The organism is Streptomyces sp. TLI_55, from assembly GCF_900206255.1.
In the GTDB taxonomy this organism is placed as follows: Bacteria; Actinomycetota; Actinomycetes; order Streptomycetales; family Streptomycetaceae; genus Streptomyces; species Streptomyces aquilus.
Genome location: NZ_OAOJ01000001.1, coordinates 2,027,154 through 2,051,274, shown reverse-complemented (window position 1 = coordinate 2,051,274; position 24,121 = coordinate 2,027,154). Strand labels below are relative to the sequence as shown.

Sequence of the window (24,121 nt, the reverse complement as noted above, 5' to 3'; positions counted from 1 at the left end):
TGGATTACCACTCTCCGGGTCGGTTTCAACCCCGTCAACGGGACCGGTCGATGCGTACGTACGTGGTCTTCACAAGGCCCGACTTTCGGTCAGGGGGCCGAGCCTGAAATAGTTCCCGACGATGTTCGACATCCCTAGACTCCCTGTGTTGGGGGTAACTCGGGGGACTACTCATGGGGCATGGAGTGCCGGAACTCGTACTGGAATTGAATGGACGTACCTGGACGCTCGACCCGTCCAGGCCCTACACCCTCGGACGCGATCCGCAGGGTGACCTCGTGCTGGACGACGCCAGGGTGTCCTGGCGTCACGCCACGATCAGCTGGAACGGCCGCAGTTGGGTCATCGAGGACCACGGCTCGACCAACGGCACCTTCGTGCAGGGCCAGCGGATCCACCAGCTGGAGATCGGCCCTGGCACGGCGGTGCATCTCGGCAACGCGACCGACGGACCGCGCGTGAGCGTCTCCGGCGCCGCCGTGGCTGTCACGCCGCAGCCCCAGCAGCAGCCGTACGCCGCTCAGGGCGCGGGCCCGGGCTGGGCCCAGGCGCCCCAGCAGCAGGCACCACACCAGCAGGCGCCTCACCAGCAGGCACCGGCGCAGCAGGCCCCGCAGGCCGGCTGGCAGCAGCCGCAGCAGGCCGCCGCGAACATCCCGCCGCAGCAGGGCGGCCCCGGCGTCGGCGCGGGGGCGCCGCCGGTCTACGGCGACCGCAGCCCGACCACGTTCCACCAGTTCTCGATCGGCCGCGTCATGCGCATCGGTCGTGCCCTGGAGAACGAGCTGGTCGTCTCCGACCTCCAGGTCTCCCGTCTGCACGCCGAGTTCCGCTCGACGCCCGACGGCCGCATGGAGATCCGCGACCTCGGCTCGCACAACGGGACGTACGTCAACGGCCAGCCGATCGCCAAGGGCGGCTCGCAGCTGCTCGGCCCGGCGGACATCGTCGGTGTCGGTCACTCGACCTTCCGGATCGTCGGCGACCGGCTCGAGGAGTTCGTCGACACCGGTGAGGTCTCCTTCTCGGCCCGGCACCTGACCGTCACGGTCGACGGCGGCAAGCAGATCCTCAAGGACGTCTCCTTCGGCGTCCCGGAGAAGTCGCTGATCGCGGTCATCGGACCGTCCGGTTCCGGCAAGTCGACGCTGCTCAAGGCGCTGACGGGCTACCGGCCCGCCAACCAGGGCGACGTCCTCTACGACAACCGAAACCTCTACAAGCAGTTCGCCGAGCTGCGTCAGCGCATCGGTCTGGTCCCGCAGGACGACATCCTGCACAAGGAGCTGACCGTCAAGAAGGCCCTCAAGTACGCGGCCAAGCTCCGCTTCCCCGCCGACACCACCGGCGCCGAGCGCGAGGCCCGCATCAACGAGGTGCTGCGCGAGCTGAAGCTGGACATCCACAAGGAGAAGAAGGTCACCTCCCTCTCCGGCGGCCAGCGCAAGCGCGTCTCGGTGGCCCTGGAGCTGCTCACCAAGCCGTCGCTGATCTTCCTGGACGAGCCCACCTCGGGCCTCGACCCGGGCATGGACCGTGACGTCATGCAGCTGCTGCGCGGCCTCGCCGACGACGGCCGCACGGTCCTCGTCGTCACCCACTCGGTGGCCGAGCTGGCGATCTGCGACAAGCTCCTCGTGATGGCTCCCGGCGGCGCGGTCGCCTACTTCGGCCCGCCCGAGGAGGCGCTGAACTTCTTCGGCTACGACAGTTGGGCCGACGTCTTCTCCGCCTTCGAGAACTACCGCGACTACGACTGGGCCGGACGCTGGAAGGGCTCGCAGCACTACCAGATGTACGCCGCGGACATCGACGCCGTTGCGCCGCAGTCCGTACAGATGCCGCCGATGCAGGCGATGAAGCCGCCGAAGCCACAGGGCTGGATGTCGCAGTTCGGCACGCTGGTGCGCCGCTATGTCTCGGTGATCGCCTCCGACAAGGGCTTCCTGGCCCTGTCGATCATCCTGCCGCTCGTCCTCGGCTCGGTGAGCCTGCTGATCGACTCCGGCAAGGACCTGCTCGTCAACACGGAGATCAACCCGAACACCGGCAAGCCCGTCGCCAACGGCACGGCCCTGACGGTGCTGCTGATCCTCGCGGTGGGCGCCTGCTTCGCCGGCGCCGCGAACTCCGTCCGTGAGCTGATCAAGGAACGGGTCATCTACGAGCGCGAGCGCGCCACCGGCCTGTCGCGCTCGGCGTACCTGATGTCCAAGGTCTTCGTGCTGGGCCTGGTCACCATGCTCCAGGGCCTGCTGGTCGGCATCATCGGCTTCTCCAGCCGCACCATCCCGGACAAGGGCCTGATCTTCGGCAGCCAGATCCTGCTGGAACTGTGCATCCCGATCATGGCGCTGGGCTTCACCGCGATGATGTTCGGCCTGATCATCTCGGCCCTGGTGAAGACCGCCGAGAAGACCATGCCGCTGCTGGTCATGTTCGCGATCGTCCAGGTCGTCTTCACCGGCTGCCTGTTCCCGCTGGCCAACTCGGTGGGCGTCAACCAGCTGTCCTACCTGATGCCGTCGCGCTGGGCGGTCGCCGCCGCGGGTGCCACGCTCGACTTCAACAAGATCAGCCCGCCCGCCAAGGGCGACAGCGACGACCCGCTGTGGGCCCACTCCGTCGGCGCCTGGGGCATGGACATGTTCGCCCTGATCGTCCTCGGTGTGATCTGCGGCTTCCTCGTGGCCCGCTTCCTGCGCCGCCACGAGCCGGAGGTCATGCGCAAGTAGTCGCGGTCGTACGACGCCGAAGGGCGGCACCCCGTCAGATGGGTGCCGCCCTTCGGCGTGCTCGGTCGATGCAGCGGTCCAGCGGTGTACGAGAGGTCCGCGCGGCCTCAGTACGCGCTGTTCACGTTGTCGATCGAGCCGTACTTGTCGGCCGCGTAGTTCGCGGAGGCGACGATGTTGGCGACCGGGTCGTACTGGCTCCAGGACGTGCCCGCGACGTGGTACGCGTCGAAGGTCGGCTTGATGATCTGCAGCAGACCGATCGACGGGGTGCCGTTGATCGCGTTGACGTCCCAGTTGTTGATGGCGCTCGGGTTGCCCGAGGACTCCCGCATGATGTTGCGGTACAGACCGTTGTACGTACCGGGGATGCCCTTGTCGTCCATGATGTCGAGGGCGTGCTTGATCCAGCCGTCGAGGTTGTTGGCGTAGGCCTTGGGGGCGGCCTTGGGGGCGGCCTTGACCGCGGCACGCTTGGCGGACCGGCTCGCGGCCTCCTTCGCCTTGCGCTCCTGGGCGGCCTTCTGCGCCGCCTTCTGAGCGGCCTTCTTCTTGGCGGCGGCCTCGGCGGCCGCCTTCTTCTTCGCCGCGGTCTCCACGGCGGCCTTCTTCGCGGCGGCGGCCTCGGCGGCCTGGGCCTGGAGGCTGGTCGAGGCGAGCTGCTCGCTGACGCCGGACCGGAGGTCCTTGAGCTGCTCGGAGCTGTAGGCGACCTTGGCCGAGGGAGCGGCCTCGCTCGTGGTCGTGTCCGCGTTGCTGGGCACCGCGGAGAACGCGAGGGCGGCGGCGCCGAGCGTGGCGACACCGGCGATGGCGATCTTGTGGCGCTTCGTCAGCGCGCGACTATGACCACGGGTGGGGTTCTGCGACATGCGAGTGGACCTCTTCGAATAGCGCGGAGTCGCTCTGCGTCCTTGCGGCACAAACGCCGCGGGCGGAACCCGCGGCGCTGAGCGACGGCAGCCATTCTTAGCGGCCGCAAAAATGTGTGGCAAAGATGTGACGTACGATCCCGGGTAGTGGATCAGGGAAGGGCAAAACGGGACAGACAGGAACGTCTTTCCCGCTCACCGTGGACCTGTTTATCTCCTATGCGCCTTCGTACGTGATGTGCGCCCTATGCGCGGGCTCACATCGGGCCCGTAACAGTCTCACCGGCAGTTGCTGAAGCAATGCTCTGCGTGAGGGCCCTCTGTTCCGGCCTCCGCCGGGAGGAGGAGATGCACGTCCCCGAACTCGTGCCACAGATAGAGCCCGCGCACCGCCTCCTCGTAGCCGCGCTCGACCGCCGCCGTTCCGGCCACCGCCCGGAGCATCAGCAGATGCGAGGCCTCCGGCTCGTGCAGCCCGGTCAGCAGCCCGTCCACGACCCGCACACCGCGCTCCGGGGTCACCACGAGGTCGGTCCACCCTTCACGCGCGCGTACGACGCCGTCGGCGCCGGCCGCCGACTCCACGGCCCGCACGGCGGTCGTCCCCACGGCGACGACCCGGCCGTCCCCCGCCTTCGCCGCGTTGATCAGCCGCGCCGACGCCTCCGGCACCGCGAACCGCTCCGGATACGGCGGCTCATGCGCCTCCGCCGACGCCACACCCGTGTGCAGCGTGATCGGCGCGAACCGCACCCCCCGGCTCACCAGCTCCGCCACCAGCCGCGCCGTGAAGGGCCGCGCCGCGCTCGGCATCTCCGCACTGCCGGCCCCGCCGGGCTGCGGCAGCGCGAACACCGTCTGGTAGGCGGACAGCGGCTGGTCGCGCTCCGTATAGGAGTAACGGATCGGCCGCCCGTACTCCCGCAGCAGCCCGGGCACCCCCGCCCCGGCCACCCGGGCCCACCACAGCCGCTCGCCCCGCGCGCTCAGCGGCTCCTCCAACGTCAGCCGCACCCCCTCGGGCAACCGCACCTCCGTCCCCGCGGGCCCTCCCGCACGCGCGCGTGTGGTGCCCCGCCCGTCGGGCTCCCGCAGCTCGACCGCCCAGCGTCCGTCGTCCCCGCGCGTGGAGAAGTGCACCACCACGCGCGCGTGCCCGACCCGCCCGTCCACGGCCGCCGCCAGTGTCGGCGAGGTGTTCACGACCAGCAGGTCACCGGCCCGCAACAGACACGGCAGCTCGGGGAACGCGTGATGCGACACCTCCGTACCGCGCGACACCAGCAGCCGTACGGCGTCCCGGTCCAGGCCCGGGCCGCGTTGCTCGGCGGGGACCCGGGCCGACAGCTCCTCCGGGACACGCAGCGCCAGGGTCACCGTGCCTCCAGCAGCGCGGCGGCCGTGTACCGGCCGCTTGCCGGACGCCGCTCGAGGAGCCGCACGAAGGCGGGGGCGATGTCCGCGGGCGCCGGCGTCCCCGACAGGTCCTCGTCGGGCTCCGCGGCGGCCAGCATGTCGGTGCGCATGCCGCCCGGGTCGACCCACCAGACCCGCAGCCCCGGCTCCTCGACCGCCAGCACCGCCGACAGCTGGTCCAGCGCCGCCTTCGTCGCCCCGTACGCCCCCCAGGTCCGGTACGCCTCCGCGCCCGCGTCCGAGCTCACGTTGACGACCGCCCCCGGGGGAGCCGCGCGCAGCTCGGGCAGCGCCTCCTGGAGCAGCCCCAGCGGCGCCACGACATTGACCTCCAGGGCCGCGCGGAAGCCGTCGAGGGAATGCTCGCCGAGCGGCACCAAGGGCTCGGCGCCCAGCACCCCGGCGTTGTTCACCAGCAGATCGAGACCGCCGAGCTCCCGCGCCGCCGCCACCAGCGCGGCCCGGTGCCCCGCGTCCGTGACGTCGCCCGGCAGCGCCGTCACGCGCGTGCCGTACGCCCCGACGTCGGCCGCCGTCTTCCGCAGCACCTCGGCGTTCCTGGCGTCGAGCACCAGATCCCAGCCCCGCGCGGCCAGCGCCTCGGCGAGCGCCCGCCCCAGCCCCCGCGAGGCCCCCGTGATGATCGCTACCGGCATGACACGTCCCCTCGTCGTCACTTCGATGTGGCCTCGACGCAGGAAGGGTGAGGTCACTTGGTGTGGCCTCAACGTAGGAACGGGACGGCCCCGCGCGCGTCGGACGCGGGTCGCGAACAGGTGGGGTCCTTCGCCCTAAGCCCCCGGTCCGGGCCCTTGGCCCTAGGCCCACCGCCCTAGGCGGCCGCCACCACAGGTCGGATACGGACTGTCACACCCCGCCGGTACCGTGAGGGCATGAGTCAAGGCCCCAGGTCCGGTCTGGCCGCGGTGAGTTCCGCGTTGCTGGCCATGAGCAGGCATCTGGAGGTGCGCGACGTCCTCAAGACGATCGTCGCCTCGGCCCGCGAGCTGCTCGACGCGCAGTACGCCGCCCTCGGCGTCCCCGACGACCACGGCGGCTTCGCCCAGTTCGTCGTCGACGGCGTCAGCGACCAGCAGTGGAAGGCCATCGGCCCGCTCCCCAGGCAGCACGGCATCCTCGCCGCGATGCTCCAGGAGGCCAAGGTCGAGCGCCTCGCGGACGTGCGCAGGGACCCCCGCTTCGAGGGCTGGCCCTCGGCCCACCCCGACATGTCCGACTTCCTGGGCCTGCCGATCAAGGACGGCGACGAGGTCATCGGCGCCCTCTTCCTGGCGAACAAGAACTGCAGCAAACCCGACGGCAGCTGCGGCTTCACCGCCGAGGACGAGGAACTCCTCTCCATCCTCGCCCAGCACGCCGCCATCGCCCTCACCAACGCCCGCCTGTACGAGCGCAGCCGCGAACTGACCATCGCCGAGGAACGCTCCCGGCTGGCCCACGAACTGCACGACGCGGTCGCCCAGAAGCTGTTCTCCCTGCGCCTGACCGCCCAGGCCGCCGCCGCCCTCGTCGACCGCGACCCCTCACGCGCCAAGGGCGAGCTGCAACAGGTCGCCGCCCTCGCCGCCGAGGCCGCCGACGAACTGCGCGCCGCCGTGGTCGAGCTGCGCCCCGCCGCCCTCGACGAGGACGGCCTCGTCGCCACCCTCCGCACCCAGATCCAGGTCCTCGACCGCGCCCACACCGCGCGCGTGACCTTCGACAGCCGCGGAGTGCGCGCCCTGCCCGCCGCCCAGGAGGAGGCCCTCCTGCGCGTCGCCCAGGAGGCCCTGCACAACGCCCTGCGGCACTCCGGGGCCGCACACGTCGAGGTGACCCTGGCCCGTCGCGGCTGTGGAGCCGTCCTGCGCGTCACCGACGACGGCAACGGCTTCGACCCGCAGCAGACCCGCCGCGCGGGACGCCACCTCGGCCTCGTCTCCATGCGGGACCGGGCGAGCGGGGTCGGCGGCGCGCTGACCGTGGAATCGGCGCCCGGCAAGGGCACCACGATCGAGATGGAGGTCCCTGGTGGCTGACGCAATCAAGGTGCTGCTCGTCGACGACCACCAGGTGGTCCGCCGCGGCCTGCGCACGTTCCTCGAAGTGCAGGACGACATAGAGGTCGTCGGCGAGGCCTCGGACGGCGCCGAGGGCGTCGCCCGCGCCGAGGAACTGAAGCCCGACGTCGTCCTCATGGACGTCAAGATGCCGGGCATGGACGGCGTCGAGGCGCTGCGCAGACTCAGGGAGCTGAACAACCCCGCGCGCGTGCTCATCGTCACCAGCTTCACCGAGCAGCGCACGGTGATCCCGGCCCTGCGCGCCGGAGCCGCCGGATACGTCTACAAGGACGTCGACCCCGACGCCCTCGCCGGCGCCATCCGCTCCGTCCACGCCGGCCACATCCTGCTCCAGCCCGAGGTCGCGGGCGTCCTGCTCTCCCAGGAGGAGGCCAACTCCGGACAGGGCCGGGCGGGTTCGCTCACGGAACGGGAGCGCGAGGTGCTCGGCCTGATCGCCGACGGCCGCTCCAACCGTGAGATCGCCCGCGCCCTCGTCCTCTCCGAGAAGACCGTCAAGACCCACGTCTCGAACATCCTGATGAAACTCGACCTGGCGGACCGCACCCAGGCCGCGCTGTGGGCGGTACGTCATGGAGTGACCGGTTGATCCACCACGCGGTCGGCAATACGGAGGGTTCCGCTCCGGAGTGAGATTCATACCGTCGTGGGAATGTCACCCGGACGGCGCATCCTTCATGGATCTCCACCGTTCTCCAGTGCGTGCTGCGGCGACTGCCGCGGCGATCACCAGGAGGGCTCAGAAGTGAAGAACCTGAAGAAGGCAGCGGCCGTGACGATGGTGGCCGGCGGACTGATCGCCGCCGGTGCCGGGATGGCCTCCGCCACCGACGCGCACGCCGACGGCAAGGCCGTGGGTTCGCCGGGCGTCGCCTCGGGCAACCTCGTCCAGGCCCCGATCCACATCCCGGTCAACGCGGTGGGCAACAGCGTGAACGTCGTGGGCATCCTGAACCCCGCGTTCGGCAACCTCGGCGTCAACCACTGACCTCCGCCTCAGGAGCGGCAGTGACCTCCGGCCTCCCGGGCGCTCCCGGGAGGCCGGTCAGTTTTTCGTGGCAATGATCCGAATGGGCAGTTGAAGTCTGATTCCCGTACCGTTCGCGTTCGCCTCCGCGTTGATCAGGCACGACCCGCGGCCGGGTCGGACACGCAAACGCAGGAGGAACGCTTTTCATGAACATCGCCAAGAAGGCTGCCGTGGCCCTCACCGTCGCCGGTATCGCCACGGGTGCTGCCGCCGGTGCCGCTGTCGCCGACGCGAGCGCTGACGGCGCGGCCGTGAAGTCGCCGGGCGTCGGCTCGGGCAACCTCGTCCAGGTCCCGGTCCACATCCCCGTCAACGTCGTGGGCAACACGGTCAACGGCATCGCCGGCCTGAACCCCGCCTTCGGCAACACCGGCGTGAACGACTGACGTCGGGTCTGAGCCGGTGGGGCCTCTCAAGTCAACGGCGACTTGAGGGGCCCTTCGTCATGACGTCGTACCTGGCTCCGCTCAGCGCACCCCCCGCTCCCGCTCCTCCACATACGCGTTGTACGCCGCGACCTGCGCCCGCCGAGCGGTCCGCTCCACCGGGCGCAACGCCTCCGTACGCGCCGCCATCTCGCCCGCCGTCACCGCACCCCCAGGCCCGTTCTCATAAGCCACGGAGATCAACAACCCCACCCGCTGCGCAAGCTCCAGCACCCGCACCGCCCGCGGCGGATACCCCGGCGCCAACACCTCCCGCCCCCGTTCGGCCCGCGCCCGATACGCGTCGATCGCCGCCTCCGCCACCGGCCCCGCCCCGGCCACATCCAGCCGCGTCAGCACCTCGGTCGCCTCCCGCAGCGCCTCCGCCAGCTCCCGCTCCGCCTCACCCAGCGACGGCACATCGGCCGGCGGCGCCTCCCGCACCGGCAGCACATGCCACACCACCTCGACATGCACATCACCCGCGGGCCCGGCCTCGTACACCTCGGGCACCAGCCCCAGCGCGGCCCCGTGACAGATCACCGCCTCCTCGGCCTCCAACGCCCGCGCGTTGAACTCCGGCGGCCCGCTCAGCCCCAGCGGATGCCCCGGCGCCGGCAGCGCCACCCGCAGCCCGGTCACCCCGAGCGCCCGCAACCGCCCCAGCGCGAGCGTCAGCCCGACCGGCCCCGACTCACCGGGCAACCCCTCCACCCGATGCACCGCGTCGTCCCCGACAACGGCGAGCACGGCGTCGTCAGGTGACACAAGTCCGGCCAAAAGGGCGTTTCCCCAAGCGGCAAGGCGTCCAGAGCGAGGTTCCGAGAGCATGCCCCCACCCTAAGGACCGGACCGATGGAATGGACCGCCCGACCGGTGGCGTAGATTTCCTTGAGGACTGCGCCCACCACGCGCACGCGCAGCCGAGACGCCGAGACCGGTCACACTGCAAGGGGAGACAACGCGCTCATGAGCGATGTTCTGGAGCTTCAGGACGTATCCGTGGTCCGTGAGGGCCGGGCTCTGGTGGACCAGGTCTCCTGGTCGGTCAAGGAGGGCGAGCGCTGGGTCATCCTCGGCCCCAACGGCGCCGGCAAGACCACCCTCCTGAACGTCGCGTCCAGCTACCTCTACCCCAGCAAGGGCACCGCGACCATCCTCGGCGAGACCCTCGGCAAGCCCGGCACCGACGTCTTCGAACTGCGCCCCCGCATCGGCGTGGCCGGCATCGCCATGGCCGACAAGCTCCCCAAGCGCCAGACCGTCCTGCAGACCGTGCTCACCGCCGCGTACGGCATGACGGCCGGCTGGCAGGAGGAGTACGACGAGATCGACGAGCAGCGCGCCCGTGCCTTCCTCGACCGCCTCGGCATGAGCGACTACCTGGAGCGCAAGTTCGGCACCCTCTCCGAGGGCGAGCGCAAGCGCACCCTCATCGCCCGCGCCCTGATGACCGACCCCGAGCTCCTCCTCCTCGACGAGCCCGCCGCCGGCCTCGACCTCGGCGGCCGCGAGGACCTCGTACGCCGACTCGGCCGCCTCGCCCGCGACCCGATCGCCCCCTCGATGCTGATGGTCACCCACCACGTCGAGGAGATCGCCCCCGGCTTCACCCACGTCCTGATGATCCGTCAGGGCAAGGTCCTCGCCGCGGGCCCGCTGGAGCTCGAACTCACCTCCCGCAACCTCTCGTTGTGCTTCGGCCTCCCGCTCGTCGTCGAGCAGGTCGGCGAGCGCTGGACGGCGCAGGGCCTGCCGATGGCCTGACGCCCTCGCGCCCTGTCCGCGGCACGACCCGCGGACCTACCATGACCATGTGAACGACATCGACGCATGGGTGTGGTGGCTCATCGGCGCGGCCGCGCTCGGAATCCCCCTCGTGGTGACGGCGATGCCGGAGTTCGGCATGCTCGCGGTGGGCGCCGTCGCCGGCGCGATCCTCGCAGGTCTGGGCTTCGGCGTCGTCGTGCAGGTGCTCGCCTTCGTCGTCGTCTCGGTCGCCCTCATCGGCGTCGTACGGCCCATCGCCGCCCGGCACAGCGCGCAACGACCCCAACTCGTCTCCGGCGTGGAGGCGTTGAAGGGCAAACAGGCGGTCGTACTGGAACGGGTGGACGGCTCCGGCGGCCGGATCAAGCTGGCCGGAGAGGTCTGGTCGGCCCGCGCTCTCGACGGCGGCCGCGCCTACGAAGTAGGACAAGAAGTGGACGTCGTGGAGATCGAGGGAGCGACCGCGATCGTCATCTGACCTCGTACGACTCAACTGAACCGAACAGCCCGCGAGTTGCTCGACGGTCTGTCAGACTCGTCCAGCAAGATCTTCATCAACCATAAGATCTTCCGAAAGCACCGAGGCGGAGAAGGGTACGGGGAAGCGACGATGGAACCGGTCATCATCGTCTTGATCATCCTGGTGGTGTTGGTCTTCATCGCCCTGATCAAGACGATCCAAGTCATCCCACAGGCCAGCGCGGCCATCGTGGAGCGCTTCGGCCGTTACACGCGGACACTCAACGCGGGCCTCAACATCGTCGTCCCGTTCATCGACACCATCCGCAACCGCATCGACCTGCGTGAACAGGTCGTCCCGTTCCCGCCCCAGCCGGTGATCACCCAGGACAACCTGGTCGTGAACATCGACACGGTCATCTACTACCAGGTGACGGACGCGCGGGCGGCCACCTACGAAGTCGCCAGCTACATCCAGGCCATTGAGCAGCTGACGGTCACCACGCTCCGCAACATCATCGGTGGCATGGACCTGGAGCGGACCCTGACCTCCCGCGAGGAGATCAACGCGGCCCTGCGCGGTGTTCTCGACGAGGCCACCGGCAAGTGGGGCATCCGCGTCAACCGCGTGGAGCTGAAGGCGATCGAGCCCCCGACCTCCATCCAGGACTCGATGGAGAAGCAGATGCGCGCCGACCGCGACAAGCGCGCCGCGATCCTCACCGCGGAAGGCACGCGCCAGGCGGCCATCCTCACCGCCGAGGGTGAGAAGCAGTCGCAGATCCTGCGCGCCGAGGGTGAGGCCAAGGCCGCGGCCCTGCGCGCGGAAGGCGAGGCCCAGGCCGTCCGTACGGTCTTCGAGGCGATCCACGCCGGCGACCCCGACCAGAAGCTGCTCTCGTACCAGTACCTCCAGATGCTCCCGAAGATCGCCGAGGGCGACGCCAACAAGCTCTGGATCGTCCCCAGCGAGATCGGCGACGCCCTCAAGGGCCTGTCCGGCGCCATGGGCAACTTCGGCCCCATGGGCGGCGGTTCGGGAGGCGGCGGCTCAACGGGCAACGGTGGCACGGACCGCAGGGAGAAGCCGCAGATCGACTGAGTCCGGCATCACTACGACGGGGCTCGCCTTCCTCAAGAAGGCGAGCCCCAAAGTCTTTGCCGGCAACGGCGTTACGCGGCGTCCATGGCCAACCAGTCCGGCAGCGCCTGGAAGTCGTCGGCCCCCAGCGACAGCAGCATCGCATCGGCCGGCGTCGGCTCGAACGGCTGCCTCAGCAACGGCATCCCGGCCTGCTCCGGAGTCCGGTCCGCCTTGCGGTGGTTGTCCTCCGCGCACGATGCCACCGTGTTCAGCCACGAGTCCTGACCACCCTGCGCGCGCGGCACCACATGGTCCACGGTCGTCGCCCTGCGCCCGCAGTACGCGCACCGGTGCCGGTCCCTGACCAGCACCCCCCGCCTGGACCACGGAGCTTGTCTTCGGAACGGCACCCTTACGTACCTGCACAGCCTGATCACCCGGGGCGCCGGTATGTCGACCGCGGCTCCGCGCATGCGCAGTTCGGGGTGAGACTGCTCGACGACGGCCTTGTCCTGCAGCACCAGAACGACGGCTCGGTTCAACGTCACCGTCGACAGCGGCTCGAAGCTCGCGTTCAGTACCAGCGTGTCCCGCATGACCAGCCCACCTCCTGCGCTCACCCGCCCACCTCCTTGGCGGGCTGGGATCAACTTTGGCCGGGCACGCCGAGATGGACAACGAAATAAAAGTGCCCGCCCCTGATCACTTCCAAGACCAGGGGCGGGCAAACGTTCCATGAACGCTCGGATCGCTCAGCTCTGTTCGGGGTTCTCGAACTCACCGACCAGCTGGGCACGCGCGATCGCGTGGAACCGCAGATTGAAACCGACGACGGCGGGAGAGACGTCGGCATCCGGACCGAGCTTCTCCTGATCGACGGCGTACACCGTGAAGACGTACCGGTGCGGCCCGTCTCCGGGCGGCGGCGCGGCGCCACCGAAGTCCTTGCTGCCGTAGTCGTTGCGCACGTGTACGGCGCCCTCCGGCAGCCCCTCGAACTTGCCGCTGCCCGCACCCACCGGCAGCTCGGTCACCGAGGCGGGGATGTCGAACAAGACCCAGTGCCAGAACCCGCTGCCCGTGGGCGCGTCGGGGTCGTAGCAGGTCACGGCGAAGCTCTTGGTCTCGGGCGGGAAGCCCTCCCACCGCAGGTGCGGCGAGGTGTTGCCCGCCGCGTAGACCTGAGCGTCCTTGAGCGTCGCCCCTTCCTCGATGTCGTCACTCGTCACCGTGAACGACGGGACGGGCGGGTGGAAGTCGTGGGGGAGAGGCCGCCGCTTGAGCTCGGACACCTCGGTACCTCCTGATCGATTGCCGGAATCAGCAGTTCCGAGCCTAGAACCAGTTGCGCTTGCTGCCGACCTCGGACAGCCACTGGTTGAGGTAAGCCGCCCAGTCGGTGCCCTGGTAGTCGTTGAGCCCCACCTGGAAGGACCGGAAGGTGTCACTGCCCTCGCTGAACAGCCCCGGCTTCTTGTCCATCTCCAGGACGACGTCCATGACGCTCTGATCGGCCACGAAGCTCAGCTCGACCTGGTTCAGACCCCGGTACTGCTGCGGCGGGAAGAACTCGATCTCCTGGTAGAACGGCAGCCGCTGCCGCGTACCCCGGATGTGACCGCGCTCCATGTCCGCGCTCTTGAAGCGGAAGCCCAGCTGGATGAAGGCGTCGAGGATCGCCTTCTGCGCCGGCAGCGGGTGCACGTTGATCGGGTCGAGGTCACCGGAGTCCACGGCACGCGCGATCGCCAGCTCGGTCGTCACACCGATGTTCATCCCGCGCAGCGTCTGACCGTCGATCATCGTGATCGGCGTCTCCCACGGGATCTCAAGGCCGAACGGCACCGCGTGCACGGCCCCGGCCTGGAGCTCGAAGGCACCACCGAGCCGCACCTTGGTGAACTCGATGTTCTGCTTGTACTCCTCGTCGCCGCTCTCGACCTCGACCTTGGCCTGCAGCCCGACCGACAGCCCCTCGATCTCCTGGTTGACGGACCCGCCCTGGATCCGCACCTCACCCTGGACGACACCACCCGGCACGACGTTGACCTCGGTCAGCACCGTCTCGACCGAAGCCCCGCCGGCACCCAGGCTCGCGAGCAGCTTCTTGAACGCCATGACTCTCCCTATACGTCGTCCTGCTTCACGCGCGTGCCACGCGCGCGTAGATCCTCGATCCCTACAAACGCGATCCGACCGTGGCCGGTTCCGCGCCCTCACCCTTGCAAGGCGAACGCCCCGTGACCACCCCGTCGCGGCGACCTGTCTGCACTACCCTCGGACGGCATGATCGCGACCCCCGACCGTACGCCCCTCCCCCGCGAGTTCTTCGACCGCCCCGTACTGGAGGTCGCCCCCGACCTTCTCGGCCGCATCCTCGTACGCACCACCCCGGACGGTCCGATCGCCCTCCGCCTCACGGAGGTCGAGGCGTACGACGGCCAGAACGACCCCGGCTCCCACGCCTATCGCGGCCGCACGGCCCGCAACGGCGTGATGTTCGGTCCGCCCGGTCATGTGTACGTCTACTTCACCTACGGCATGTGGTTCTGCATGAACCTGGTGTGCGGTCCGGACGGCACCGCGAGCGCGGTCCTGCTCCGCGCCGGCGAGGTGGTCGAGGGCGCCGAGCTCGCGCGCAAACGTCGACTCTCGGCCCGAAATGACAAGGAACTGGCCAAAGGGCCCGCACGGCTGGCCACCGCCCTGGGCGTGGACCGATCCCTCGACGGCACGGACGCGTGCACCTCCGCCGACACCCCTCTGAGGATCCTGACCGGCACCCCGGTCCCCTCCGACCAGGTACGCAACGGCCCACGCACCGGCGTCTCCGGCGACGGAGGCGTCCACCCCTGGCGCTTCTGGATCTCCAACGACCCGACGGTGAGCCCTTATCGGGCCCATACGCCGAGGCGTCGCTCAAGTTGACGCGCCGTTGCGGGGTGCGTAATGTAGCCCGAGCCGCTTGAACCGGGTACGGCGATCGCCAGCAGCCGGAAGCGGCCAAACCACTACCTACGACATCCTCTTCGCGAGGGTGAATTCGACGTGCCTGCATGCTCGAATTCAAACTCTCGGAACTCGATTATGAGTTGGCCGGGGGGATGGGCTAACGTAGTGAATGTCGAAAGGCCGACGGGCGAAAGCCAGAAGCCTCCGGCAAATCCCGCCGACAGGGAATCGGACGCCGAAAGGATCTGATAGAGTCGGAAACGCAAGACCGAAGGGAAAAGCCCGGAGGAAAGCCTGAGAGAGTCTCTCGGGTGAGTACAAAGGAAGCGTCCGTTCCTTGAGAACTCAACAGCGTGCCAAAAATCAACGCCAGATTAGTTGATACCCCGTCTCCAGCCGATCGGTTGGGGCGAGGTTCCTTTGAAACAACACAGCGAGGACGCTGTGAACTGCCGGATTATTCCTCCGGTGGTTCCGCTCTCGTGGTGTTCATCCCGATTACGGGAAAACATTCACGGAGAGTTTGATCCTGGCTCAGGACGAACGCTGGCGGCGTGCTTAACACATGCAAGTCGAACGATGAACCACTTCGGTGGGGATTAGTGGCGAACGGGTGAGTAACACGTGGGCAATCTGCCCTTCACTCTGGGACAAGCCCTGGAAACGGGGTCTAATACCGGATATCACTTCCACTCGCATGGGTGGGGGTTGAAAGCTCCGGCGGTGAAGGATGAGCCCGCGGCCTATCAGCTTGTTGGTGAGGTAACGGCTCACCAAGGCGACGACGGGTAGCCGGCCTGAGAGGGCGACCGGCCACACTGGGACTGAGACACGGCCCAGACTCCTACGGGAGGCAGCAGTGGGGAATATTGCACAATGGGCGAAAGCCTGATGCAGCGACGCCGCGTGAGGGATGACGGCCTTCGGGTTGTAAACCTCTTTCAGCAGGGAAGAAGCGAAAGTGACGGTACCTGCAGAAGAAGCGCCGGCTAACTACGTGCCAGCAGCCGCGGTAATACGTAGGGCGCAAGCGTTGTCCGGAATTATTGGGCGTAAAGAGCTCGTAGGCGGCTTGTCACGTCGGGTGTGAAAGCCCGGGGCTTAACCCCGGGTCTGCATTCGATACGGGCTAGCTAGAGTGTGGTAGGGGAGATCGGAATTCCTGGTGTAGCGGTGAAATGCGCAGATATCAGGAGGAACACCGGTGGCGAAGGCGGATCTCTGGGCCATTACTGACGCTGAGGAGCGAAAGCGTGGGGAGCGAACAGGATTAGATACCCTGGTAGTCCACGCCGTAAACGGTGGGAACTAGGTGTTGGCGACATTCCACGTCGTCGGTGCCGCAGCTAACGCATTAAGTTCCCCGCCTGGGGAGTACGGCCGCAAGGCTAAAACTCAAAGGAATTGACGGGGGCCCGCACAAGCAGCGGAGCATGTGGCTTAATTCGACGCAACGCGAAGAACCTTACCAAGGCTTGACATACACCGGAAACGGCCAGAGATGGTCGCCCCCTTGTGGTCGGTGTACAGGTGGTGCATGGCTGTCGTCAGCTCGTGTCGTGAGATGTTGGGTTAAGTCCCGCAACGAGCGCAACCCTTGTCCTGTGTTGCCAGCATGCCCTTCGGGGTGATGGGGACTCACAGGAGACCGCCGGGGTCAACTCGGAGGAAGGTGGGGACGACGTCAAGTCATCATGCCCCTTATGTCTTGGGCTGCACACGTGCTACAATGGCAGGTACAATGAGCTGCGAAACCGTGAGGTGGAGCGAATCTCAAAAAGCCTGTCTCAGTTCGGATTGGGGTCTGCAACTCGACCCCATGAAGTCGGAGTTGCTAGTAATCGCAGATCAGCATTGCTGCGGTGAATACGTTCCCGGGCCTTGTACACACCGCCCGTCACGTCACGAAAGTCGGTAACACCCGAAGCCGGTGGCCCAACCCCTTGTGGGAGGGAGCTGTCGAAGGTGGGACCAGCGATTGGGACGAAGTCGTAACAAGGTAGCCGTACCGGAAGGTGCGGCTGGATCACCTCCTTTCTAAGGAGCACTTCTAGGCAGCCGCAAGGTTGTCCAGAGGCCAGTACATCGGCGAATGTCCGATGCTGGTTGCTCATGGGTGGAACGTTGATTATTCGGCACTTTCAGTCATCTCGGGCTGCCAGTACTGCTCTTCGGAGCGTGGAACGCTGATCATGAGTGGCGAGGGTGTCGGGCACGCTGTTGGGTGTCTGAAGTAGCGGCCGTATGGCTGTACTTCGATGCCGGCCCCAGTGAACTCGCCGAGTGTGGCGGGGTGATGGGTGGCTGGTCGTTGTTTGAGAACTGCACAGTGGACGCGAGCATCTGTGGCCAAGTTTTTAAGGGCGCACGGTGGATGCCTTGGCACCAGGAACCGATGAAGGACGTGGGAGGCCACGATAGTCCCCGGGGAGTCGTCAACCAGGCTTTGATCCGGGGGTTTCCGAATGGGGAAACCCGGCAGTCGTCATGGGCTGTCACCCATACCTGAACACATAGGGTATGTGGAGGGAACGCGGGGAAGTGAAACATCTCAGTACCCGCAGGAAGAGAAAACAACCGTGATTCCGGGAGTAGTGGCGAGCGAAACCGGATGAGGCCAAACCGTATGCGTGTGAGACCCGGCAGGGGTTGCGTATACGGGGTTGTGGGATCTCTCTTCCACGGTCTGCCGGCCGTGGGACGAGTCAGAAACCGTTGATGTAGGCGAAGGACATGCGAAAGGTCCGGCGTAGAGGGTAAGACCCCCGTAGTCGAAACGTCAGCGGCTCGTTTGAGAGACACCCAAGTAGCACGGGGCCCGAGAAATCCCGTGTGAATCTGGCGGGACCACCCGCTAAGCCTAAATATTCCCTGGTGACCGATAGCGGATAGTACCGTGAGGGAATGGTGAAAAGTACCGCGGGAGCGGAGTGAAATAGTACCTGAAACCGTGTGCCTACAAGCCGTGGGAGCGTCGGATATGTGCTTGCACATATCTCGTGACTGCGTGCCTTTTGAAGAATGAGCCTGCGAGTTTGCGGTGTGTTGCGAGGTTAACCCGTGTGGGGAAGCCGTAGCGAAAGCGAGTCCGAATAGGGCGGTATAGTAGCGCGCTCAAGACCCGAAGCGGAGTGATCTAGCCATGGGCAGGTTGAAGCGGAGGTAAGACTTCGTGGAGGACCGAACCCACCAGGGTTGAAAACCTGGGGGATGACCTGTGGTTAGGGGTGAAAGGCCAATCAAACTCCGTGATAGCTGGTTCTCCCCGAAATGCATTTAGGTGCAGCGTCGTGTGTTTCTTGCCGGAGGTAGAGCACTGGATAGGCGATGGGCCCTACCGGGTTACTGACCTTAGCCAAACTCCGAATGCCGGTAAGTGAGAGCGCGGCAGTGAGACTGTGGGGGATAAGCTCCATGGTCGAGAGGGAAACAGCCCAGAGCATCGACTAAGGCCCCTAAGCGTACGCTAAGTGGGAAAGGATGTGGAGTCGCACAGACAACCAGGAGGTTGGCTTAGAAGCAGCCACCCTTGAAAGAGTGCGTAATAGCTCACTGGTCTAGTGATTCCGCGCCGACAATGTAGCGGGGCTCAAGCGTACCGCCGAAGTCGTGTCATTGCAGCAATAGGGCCAACGCCTGCTGTGATGGGTAGGGGAGCGTCGTCTGCCGGGTGAAGCAGCCGCGGAAGCGAGTTGTGGACGGTTGACGAGTGAGAATGCAGGCATGAGTAGCGATTCACACGTGAGAAACGTGTGCGCCGATTGACTAAGGGTTCCTGGGTCAAGCTGATCTGCCCAGGGTAAGTCGGGACCTAAGGCGAGGCCGACAGGCGTAGTCGATGGATAACCGGTTGATATTCCGGTACCCGCTGTGAAGCGTCAAACATCGAGCATCGTGATGCTAAGGCCGTGAAGCCGCCCTGATCTCTTCGGAGTTGAGGGGAGTGGCGGAGCCGCCGAACCAAGCGGTTAGTAGGTGAGTGATGGGGTGACGCAGGAAGGTAGTCCATCCCGGGCGGTGGTTGTCCCGGGGTAAGGGTGTAGGACGCAGGGTAGGCAAATCCGCCCTGTACATAGTCTGAGACCTGATGCCGAGCCGATTGTGGTGAAGTGGATGATCCTATGCTGTCGAGAAAAGCCTCTAGCGAGTTTCATGGCGGCCCGTACCCTAAACCGACTCAGGTGGTCAGGTAGAGAATACCGAGGCGTTCGGGTGAACTATGGTTAAGGAACTCGGCAAAATGCCCCCGTAACTTCGGGAGAAGGGGGGCCATCACTGGTGAGAGGACTTGCTCCTCGAGCTGGGGGTGGCCGCAGAGACCAGCGAGAAGCGACTGTTTACTAAAAACACAGGTCCGTGCGAAGCCGTAAGGCGATGTATACGGACTGACGCCTGCCCGGTGCTGGAACGTTAAGGGGACCGGTTAGTGACCTTTCGGGGTTGCGAAGCTGAGAACTTAAGCGCCAGTAAACGGCGGTGGTAACTATAACCATCCTAAGGTAGCGAAATTCCTTGTCGGGTAAGTTCCGACCTGCACGAATGGCGTAACGACTTCTCGACTGTCTCAACCATAGGCCCGGTGAAATTGCACTACGAGTAAAGATGCTCGTTTCGCGCAGCAGGACGGAAAGACCCCGGGACCTTTACTACAGTTTGATATTGGTGTTCGGTTCGGCTTGTGTAGGATAGCTGGGAGACTGTGAAGCTCGGACGCCAGTTCGGGTGGAGTCGTCGTTGAAATACCAGTCTGGTCGTGCTGGATGTCTAACCTGGGTCCGTGATCCGGATCAGGGACAGTGTCTGATGGGTAGTTTAACTGGGGCGGTTGCCTCCTAAAGAGTAACGGAGGCGCCCAAAGGTTCCCTCAGCCTGGTTGGCAATCAGGTGTTGAGTGTAAGTGCACAAGGGAGCTTGACTGTGAGACCGACGGGTCGAGCAGGGACGAAAGTCGGGACTAGTGATCCGGCGGTGGCTTGTGGAAGCGCCGTCGCTCAACGGATAAAAGGTACCCCGGGGATAACAGGCTGATCTTCCCCAAGAGTCCATATCGACGGGATGGTTTGGCACCTCGATGTCGGCTCGTCGCATCCTGGGGCTGGAGTCGGTCCCAAGGGTTGGGCTGTTCGCCCATTAAAGCGGTACGCGAGCTGGGTTTAGAACGTCGTGAGACAGTTCGGTCCCTATCCGCTGCGCGCGCAGGAATATTGAGAAGGGCTGTCCCTAGTACGAGAGGACCGGGACGGACGAACCTCTGGTGTGCCAGTTGTTCTGCCAAGGGCATGGCTGGTTGGCTACGTTCGGGAGGGATAACCGCTGAAAGCATCTAAGCGGGAAGCCTGCTTCGAGATGAGTATTCCCACCCACTTGATGGGGTAAGGCTCCCAGTAGACGACTGGGTTGATAGGCCGGATCTGGAAGCACGGTAACGTGTGGAGGTGACCGGTACTAATAGGCCGAGGGCTTGTCCTCAGTTGCTCGCGTCCACTGTGTTAGTTCTGAGGCAACGACCGTTGCCGGTTTTTTGAGCAGAACGCATCACTAATAACTACAGAGTGTGCTTGTTCGCTCGAAACCATTAGGGTTTCGGTGGTCATAGCGTGAGGGAAACGCCCGGTTACATTCCGAACCCGGAAGCTAAGCCTTACAGCGCCGATGGTACTGCAGGGGGGACCCTGTGGGAGAGTAGGACGCCGCCGAACAATCTTTGGAAGGACCCCTGGTCCCAGCGTTCAGCTGGGACCAGGGGTCCTTTTGTTTTTACAATGCTTGCAGTACCGAGACAGGAGTCACCCATGTCCACCAACTCTCCCGACGACCGACCGGAGCGCGACCAGCGGCGACGGGACAGTGGTGACCGCGGCGATCGCGGTGACCGTGGCGGATACCGCGGCGGCGACCGCGGTGACCGAGGCGACCGCGGTGGCTTCCGGCGCGACAACGACCGAGGCAGTGACCGCGGTGGGGACCGTGGTGGCTACGGCCGGCGCGACGACAACCGTGGCGGCGACAACCGTGGCGGTGACAACCGTGGCGGTGGCTATGGTCGGCGCGACGACCGACGTGACGACCGTCGAGGCGATGACCGTGGTGAACGCGGTGGCTTCCGGCGTGACGACAGCCGTGGCGGCGACAACCGCGGTGGCTTCCGACGCGACGACAACCGTGGCGACAACCGGGGCGGTGGCTACGCCCGGCGTGACGATCGACGCGATGACCGGCGTGGCGACGACCGGGGCGGTGGCTACGCCCGGCGTGACGATCGACGCGATGACCGGCGTGGCGACGACCGTGGGCCTCGCCCGGCGTTCCGACGCGACGATCGTCCCAGCGGCCCGCGTCGGGACGACCGGGATCGCGGCTTCCGCCGTGACGGCGACCGGGACCGCCCCGCCTTCCGCCGTGACGACCGGGACCGGGGAGAGCGGCGCGACGACGACCGCGGCTCCCGCCCGGCGTTCCGGCGTGATGACAGCCGTGGCGACAACCGCAGCGACAACCGCGGCGGCGGTTACGGCCGGCGTGACGACCGAGGCGACCGCGGTGGGTTCCGGCGTGACGACAGCCGTGGTGACAACCGCGGCGGCGGCTCCTACGAGCGTCGCGACGACCGGGGTGGCTTCCGTGGACGGGACGACCGGGACCGTGACCGCGGATTCCGTGGTGACGACCGAGGCGACCGTGGTGGCTTCCGGCGCGATGACCGGGGTGACCGCGGGGATCGTGGCGGCTTCCGCCGGGACGACAACCGGGGCGGCGGCTCGTACGAGAGGCGTGACGACCGACGTGACGACCGTCGAGGCGATGACCGTGGCGACCGCGGTGGGTTCCGCCGTGACGACAGCCGTGGTGACTTCCGGCGTGACGACAACCGTGGCGACAACCGGGGCGGCGGCTCCTACGAGCGTCGCGACGACCGGGGTGGCTTCCGTGGACGGGACGACCGGGGTGGCTTCCGCGGCGGGCCCCGTCGCGACGACCGCGGCGGGCGGCCCGGCGGTTTCCGTGGGCGCGACGACCGGCGTGATGACAGCCGTGGCGGCTACGGCCGTGACGACCGGCGTGGCGGCTTCCGTGGGCGCGACGACCGGGACCGGGACCGTGAGCCGATCAAGCGGCTGCCGATCCCCGAGGACGTCACGGGCGACGAGATCGACGGCGACGTACGCCAGGAGCTGCTGAGCCTGCCGAAGACGCTCGCGGAGGACGTGGCCAGGAACCTGGTGATGGTCGCCCGGCTCATCGACGAGGACCCGGAGGGCGCCTACGCCTACTCCAGGATCGCGCTGCGGCTCGCGTCGCGTGTCGCCGCCGTACGGGAGGCGGCCGGGTTCGCGGCGTACGCGAACCAGAAGTACTCCGAGGCGCTCGCCGAGTTCCGGGCCGCGCGGCGGATGACCGGCAGCGCGGAGCTGTGGCCCGTCATGGCCGACTGCGAGCGTGGGCTCGGGCGGCCGGAGAAGGCGCTGGACATGGCCGGCGCCCCCGAGGTGAACAAGCTGGACAAGGCCGGTCAGGTCGAGATGCGGCTCGTCGCGGCCGGTGCCCGGCGTGACATGGGGCAGCTGGACGCGGCCATCGTGACGCTGCAGAGCCCCGAACTGGCCTCCAACTCGGTGCAGCCGTGGACCGCGCGTCTGCGGTACGCCTACGCCGACGCGCTGCTCGCCGCCGAGCGTGAGGGCGAGGCCCGGGAGTGGTTCGCCAAGGCCGTCGAGGCCGACCGGGACGGCAGCACGGACGCCTCGGACCGGCTCGCCGAGCTGGACGGTGTCGAGTTCGTCGACGCCTTCGACGAGAACGAGGCCGAGGCTGACAGCGAGGTCGAGAGCGGCGGTGACGTCGAGGTCGTAGAGGTCGAGGACGACGTGGACGACGCGGACGACGTCCCCTCCGTCTCCTCGAAGGACGACGACAAGGACTGACGTACACATACGAAAGGGCGGGACCCCGGCATCGGGGTCCCGCCCTTTCGTATGTTCAGAGTTCCAGCGTGCGCAGGACCAGGCCGGAGGCCGGCTTCGGGCCGAAGGACGTCGACTTGCGGGGCATCGTGACGCCCTGGCGGGCCAGGTCGCGGACGACCTCCTCGCGGATCGGGTGCATGAGGACGGCCGTACCGCCGTCGCGTTCCGCCTTGCGGACGGTGGCGGCGGTGTCGTGGATGTAGGCGATGCGGGTGGGGTCGTTCTCGGGGATGTGCCAGACGTGCGGGAGGAGCGTGGCGTGCAGGACGGTCGCGTCCAGGGTGCGCCAGGCCGCCGGGCGGTCGGCGGGGATCGTACGGGCGAGGAGGTCCGGGTCCGGGCGGTCGACCAGGTGGAAGGCGCCGTCGCCGGCGAGGAGGAAGGCGTTGCCCGCGCAGGCGGCGTCGGCGAGGACCTCCAGGGCCTCGGGGAGCGGGCCGTCCAGGCGTCGTACGCGGAAGAGGCCGTCGAGCGAGGCCAGGGCGTCCGCCACCGGCAGGCCGTGCAGGAGGCGGTGGATGGCGCGGACGCGGAGGGGGTAGCGGGCCGTGTCGACCAGGAGGACCAGGCCGTAGTCCCAGGGGCTGGGGGAGCCGTGCTCCGCGCGGAGGCGGCGGTAGGTCGCCCAGCGGTGGTGGCCGTCGGCGATGAGGGCCTGGTGCCGGGCCAGGTCGGACTGGATGCGGGCCAGGTCCGCCGGGTCGGTGATGGACCACAGGCGGTGGCTGTAGCCGTCCTCGGTGGTGGTGGAGAGGAGCGGCTCCTGCCCGGCCGTACGTTCGACCACGGTCGTGGTGTCGGCGGCGGTGCCGTTGCCGCGGTACGTCAGGAGCAGGGGCTCCAGGTTCGCGGAGGTGGCGCGCATGAGGGCCGCGCGGTCGGCCACGACGTGCGGCATGACGTCCTCGTGGGGCAGGACCACCTGGTCCGCGGGGTCCGAGACGCGCAGGGCGCCGATGATGCCGCGTTGCAGCATGCCGGCGCCGTCGCGCTGCTCGTAGACGTACAGACCCGGCACCGGGTCGGCGGCGAGGACGCCCTCGGCGAGCCAGCGGTGCAGGGTCGCGGCGGCCTGTTCGTTGCGGGCGGCGGGGCTGGTGGCCTGGGGGAGGATCAGGCGGACGATGTTGTGCGGGTCGTTGGACTGCAGGTGGTGCAGGCCGTCGGGGCGTACGACGACGTCGTACGGCGGTGATGTCACGGCGGCCAGGCTGCCGACCCGGTCGGGGTCGTAGCGAAGGCCTCGGAACGGGGTGAGTTCCAGGCCCCGGCGCGCCGTTGCTTCCGAGTGACCTGCGGTGTTCATCCCGGCATCGTACGTGTGTCAGTG

Annotated in this window: 19 protein-coding genes and 3 rRNA genes; 14 read left to right on the top strand and 8 right to left on the bottom strand. The window is 67.3% G+C overall.

Annotation, left to right across the window (positions count from 1 at the left end; translation table 11 throughout):
* The first annotated feature begins 185 nt into the window (after positions 1-185).
* Positions 186-2,735, top strand: a complete 2,550-nt coding sequence (locus tag CRP56_RS09540; RefSeq protein WP_097262231.1) for an ABC transporter ATP-binding protein/permease — start codon at positions 186-188, stop codon at positions 2,733-2,735.
* A 107-nt stretch (positions 2,736-2,842) separates the two neighbouring features.
* Here CRP56_RS09540 and CRP56_RS09535 read toward each other — a convergent pair whose 3' ends face one another.
* The 3 genes from CRP56_RS09535 to CRP56_RS09525 form a co-directional block, all read right to left on the bottom strand.
* Positions 2,843-3,607, bottom strand: coding sequence for a transglycosylase SLT domain-containing protein (locus tag CRP56_RS09535; protein ID WP_097262229.1), 765 nt, complete (start codon positions 3,605-3,607; stop codon positions 2,843-2,845).
* A 279-nt stretch (positions 3,608-3,886) separates the two neighbouring features.
* Positions 3,887-4,984, bottom strand: a complete 1,098-nt coding sequence (locus tag CRP56_RS09530; protein WP_097262227.1) for an S-adenosylmethionine:tRNA ribosyltransferase-isomerase — start codon at positions 4,982-4,984, stop codon at positions 3,887-3,889.
* Complete coding sequence (locus CRP56_RS09525; protein WP_097262224.1) at positions 4,981-5,679, bottom strand: SDR family NAD(P)-dependent oxidoreductase; 699 nt, start codon at positions 5,677-5,679, stop codon at positions 4,981-4,983. Before CRP56_RS09525 ends, CRP56_RS09530 begins: the two co-directional genes overlap by 4 nt.
* A 237-nt stretch (positions 5,680-5,916) precedes the next feature.
* Between CRP56_RS09525 and CRP56_RS09520 the strand changes: the two genes are divergently transcribed.
* From CRP56_RS09520 to CRP56_RS09505, 4 genes are all read left to right on the top strand, one after another.
* Positions 5,917-7,062, top strand: coding sequence for a GAF domain-containing sensor histidine kinase (locus CRP56_RS09520; RefSeq protein ID WP_097262222.1), 1,146 nt, complete (start codon positions 5,917-5,919; stop codon positions 7,060-7,062).
* Positions 7,055-7,696 carry a response regulator gene (locus CRP56_RS09515; protein WP_097262220.1) on the top strand — a complete coding sequence of 214 codons (642 nt, stop codon included), beginning with the start codon at positions 7,055-7,057 and terminating at the stop codon, positions 7,694-7,696. Before CRP56_RS09520 ends, CRP56_RS09515 begins: the two co-directional genes overlap by 8 nt.
* A 156-nt stretch (positions 7,697-7,852) precedes the next feature.
* Complete coding sequence (gene chpE, locus CRP56_RS09510; protein WP_059197195.1) at positions 7,853-8,095, top strand: chaplin ChpE; 243 nt, start codon at positions 7,853-7,855, stop codon at positions 8,093-8,095.
* A gap of 188 nt (positions 8,096-8,283) precedes the next feature.
* A complete protein-coding gene (locus tag CRP56_RS09505; protein WP_097262218.1) occupies positions 8,284-8,523 on the top strand; it encodes a chaplin in 240 nt (79 codons plus the stop codon).
* Between the two features lie 81 nt (positions 8,524-8,604).
* On the opposite strand, the gene CRP56_RS09500 is transcribed toward CRP56_RS09505, so the two are convergent.
* Positions 8,605-9,393 (bottom strand): hypothetical protein, encoded by a 789-nt coding sequence (locus CRP56_RS09500; RefSeq protein WP_097262216.1) that lies wholly within the window; start codon positions 9,391-9,393, stop codon positions 8,605-8,607.
* Between the two features lie 138 nt (positions 9,394-9,531).
* On the opposite strand from CRP56_RS09500, the gene CRP56_RS09495 reads away from it, so the two are divergent.
* The 3 genes from CRP56_RS09495 to CRP56_RS09485 all read left to right on the top strand — a co-directional run bounded on the left by CRP56_RS09495 (position 9,532) and on the right by CRP56_RS09485 (position 11,893).
* Positions 9,532-10,329 carry an ABC transporter ATP-binding protein gene (locus tag CRP56_RS09495; protein ID WP_059197192.1) on the top strand — a complete coding sequence of 266 codons (798 nt, stop codon included), beginning with the start codon at positions 9,532-9,534 and terminating at the stop codon, positions 10,327-10,329.
* Positions 10,330-10,378: 49 nt separating this feature from the next.
* Positions 10,379-10,810: an NfeD family protein gene (locus CRP56_RS09490; protein ID WP_059197191.1), complete on the top strand. Its 432-nt coding sequence runs from the start codon at positions 10,379-10,381 to the stop codon at positions 10,808-10,810.
* A 132-nt stretch (positions 10,811-10,942) separates the two neighbouring features.
* The gene (locus tag CRP56_RS09485) at positions 10,943-11,893 is read left to right on the top strand and encodes an SPFH domain-containing protein (protein ID WP_097262214.1); all 951 of its coding nucleotides are present in this window, start codon (positions 10,943-10,945) and stop codon (positions 11,891-11,893) included.
* Between the two features lie 71 nt (positions 11,894-11,964).
* Here the strand turns inward: CRP56_RS09485 and CRP56_RS09480 are convergent, their stop codons facing one another.
* The 3 genes from CRP56_RS09480 to CRP56_RS09470 form a co-directional block, all read right to left on the bottom strand.
* Positions 11,965-12,471, bottom strand: a complete 507-nt coding sequence (locus CRP56_RS09480; RefSeq protein ID WP_097262212.1) for an HNH endonuclease — start codon at positions 12,469-12,471, stop codon at positions 11,965-11,967.
* Between the two features lie 156 nt (positions 12,472-12,627).
* Positions 12,628-13,167: a YbhB/YbcL family Raf kinase inhibitor-like protein gene (locus tag CRP56_RS09475; RefSeq protein ID WP_097262210.1), complete on the bottom strand. Its 540-nt coding sequence runs from the start codon at positions 13,165-13,167 to the stop codon at positions 12,628-12,630.
* A 43-nt stretch (positions 13,168-13,210) separates the two neighbouring features.
* Entirely contained in the window at positions 13,211-13,993 is a 783-nt protein-coding gene (locus tag CRP56_RS09470; RefSeq protein ID WP_097262208.1) for a sporulation protein, read from the bottom strand.
* Between the two features lie 168 nt (positions 13,994-14,161).
* On the opposite strand from CRP56_RS09470, the gene CRP56_RS09465 reads away from it, so the two are divergent.
* The 6 genes from CRP56_RS09465 to CRP56_RS48010 all read left to right on the top strand — a co-directional run bounded on the left by CRP56_RS09465 (position 14,162) and on the right by CRP56_RS48010 (position 22,749).
* A complete protein-coding gene (locus tag CRP56_RS09465; RefSeq protein ID WP_097262205.1) occupies positions 14,162-14,803 on the top strand; it encodes a DNA-3-methyladenine glycosylase in 642 nt (213 codons plus the stop codon).
* A gap of 535 nt (positions 14,804-15,338) precedes the next feature.
* Positions 15,339-16,864: ribosomal RNA gene (locus CRP56_RS09455) — 16S ribosomal RNA — on the top strand.
* Between the two features lie 310 nt (positions 16,865-17,174).
* Positions 17,175-20,296, top strand: a 23S ribosomal RNA gene (locus tag CRP56_RS09450).
* Positions 20,297-20,409: 113 nt separating this feature from the next.
* Positions 20,410-20,526: ribosomal RNA gene (gene rrf / locus CRP56_RS09445) — 5S ribosomal RNA — on the top strand.
* Together the 16S, 23S and 5S rRNA genes form the textbook arrangement of a ribosomal RNA operon.
* A gap of 151 nt (positions 20,527-20,677) precedes the next feature.
* Positions 20,678-22,006 (top strand): hypothetical protein, encoded by a 1,329-nt coding sequence (locus CRP56_RS48015; RefSeq protein WP_257041905.1) that lies wholly within the window; start codon positions 20,678-20,680, stop codon positions 22,004-22,006.
* Positions 21,943-22,749 (top strand): hypothetical protein, encoded by an 807-nt coding sequence (locus CRP56_RS48010; protein ID WP_218878045.1) that lies wholly within the window; start codon positions 21,943-21,945, stop codon positions 22,747-22,749. Before CRP56_RS48015 ends, CRP56_RS48010 begins: the two co-directional genes overlap by 64 nt.
* 55 nt (positions 22,750-22,804) lie before the next feature.
* On the opposite strand, the gene CRP56_RS09435 is transcribed toward CRP56_RS48010, so the two are convergent.
* Positions 22,805-24,097, bottom strand: coding sequence for a DUF1015 domain-containing protein (locus CRP56_RS09435; protein ID WP_097262198.1), 1,293 nt, complete (start codon positions 24,095-24,097; stop codon positions 22,805-22,807).
* Between the last annotated feature and the right edge of the window lie 24 nt (positions 24,098-24,121).

What these genes read in the sequence shown, in the direction of transcription:
- CRP56_RS09505 (WP_097262218.1), top strand. Translation starts at nt 8,284, where the DNA reads ATGAACATCGCCAAGAAGGCTGCCGTGGCCCTCACCGTCGCCGGTATC.
- CRP56_RS09525 (WP_097262224.1), bottom strand. Translation starts at nt 5,679, where the DNA reads ATGCCGGTAGCGATCATCACGGGGGCCTCGCGGGGGCTGGGGCGGGCG.
- CRP56_RS09470 (WP_097262208.1), bottom strand. Translation starts at nt 13,993, where the DNA reads ATGGCGTTCAAGAAGCTGCTCGCGAGCCTGGGTGCCGGCGGGGCTTCG.
- CRP56_RS09495 (WP_059197192.1), top strand. Translation starts at nt 9,532, where the DNA reads ATGAGCGATGTTCTGGAGCTTCAGGACGTATCCGTGGTCCGTGAGGGC.
- CRP56_RS09480 (WP_097262212.1), bottom strand. Translation starts at nt 12,471, where the DNA reads ATGCGGGACACGCTGGTACTGAACGCGAGCTTCGAGCCGCTGTCGACG.
- CRP56_RS09465 (WP_097262205.1), top strand. Translation starts at nt 14,162, where the DNA reads ATGATCGCGACCCCCGACCGTACGCCCCTCCCCCGCGAGTTCTTCGAC.
- CRP56_RS09535 (WP_097262229.1), bottom strand. Translation starts at nt 3,607, where the DNA reads ATGTCGCAGAACCCCACCCGTGGTCATAGTCGCGCGCTGACGAAGCGC.
- CRP56_RS09485 (WP_097262214.1), top strand. Translation starts at nt 10,943, where the DNA reads ATGGAACCGGTCATCATCGTCTTGATCATCCTGGTGGTGTTGGTCTTC.
- CRP56_RS09500 (WP_097262216.1), bottom strand. Translation starts at nt 9,393, where the DNA reads ATGCTCTCGGAACCTCGCTCTGGACGCCTTGCCGCTTGGGGAAACGCC.
- CRP56_RS09520 (WP_097262222.1), top strand. Translation starts at nt 5,917, where the DNA reads ATGAGTCAAGGCCCCAGGTCCGGTCTGGCCGCGGTGAGTTCCGCGTTG.
- CRP56_RS09435 (WP_097262198.1), bottom strand. Translation starts at nt 24,097, where the DNA reads ATGAACACCGCAGGTCACTCGGAAGCAACGGCGCGCCGGGGCCTGGAA.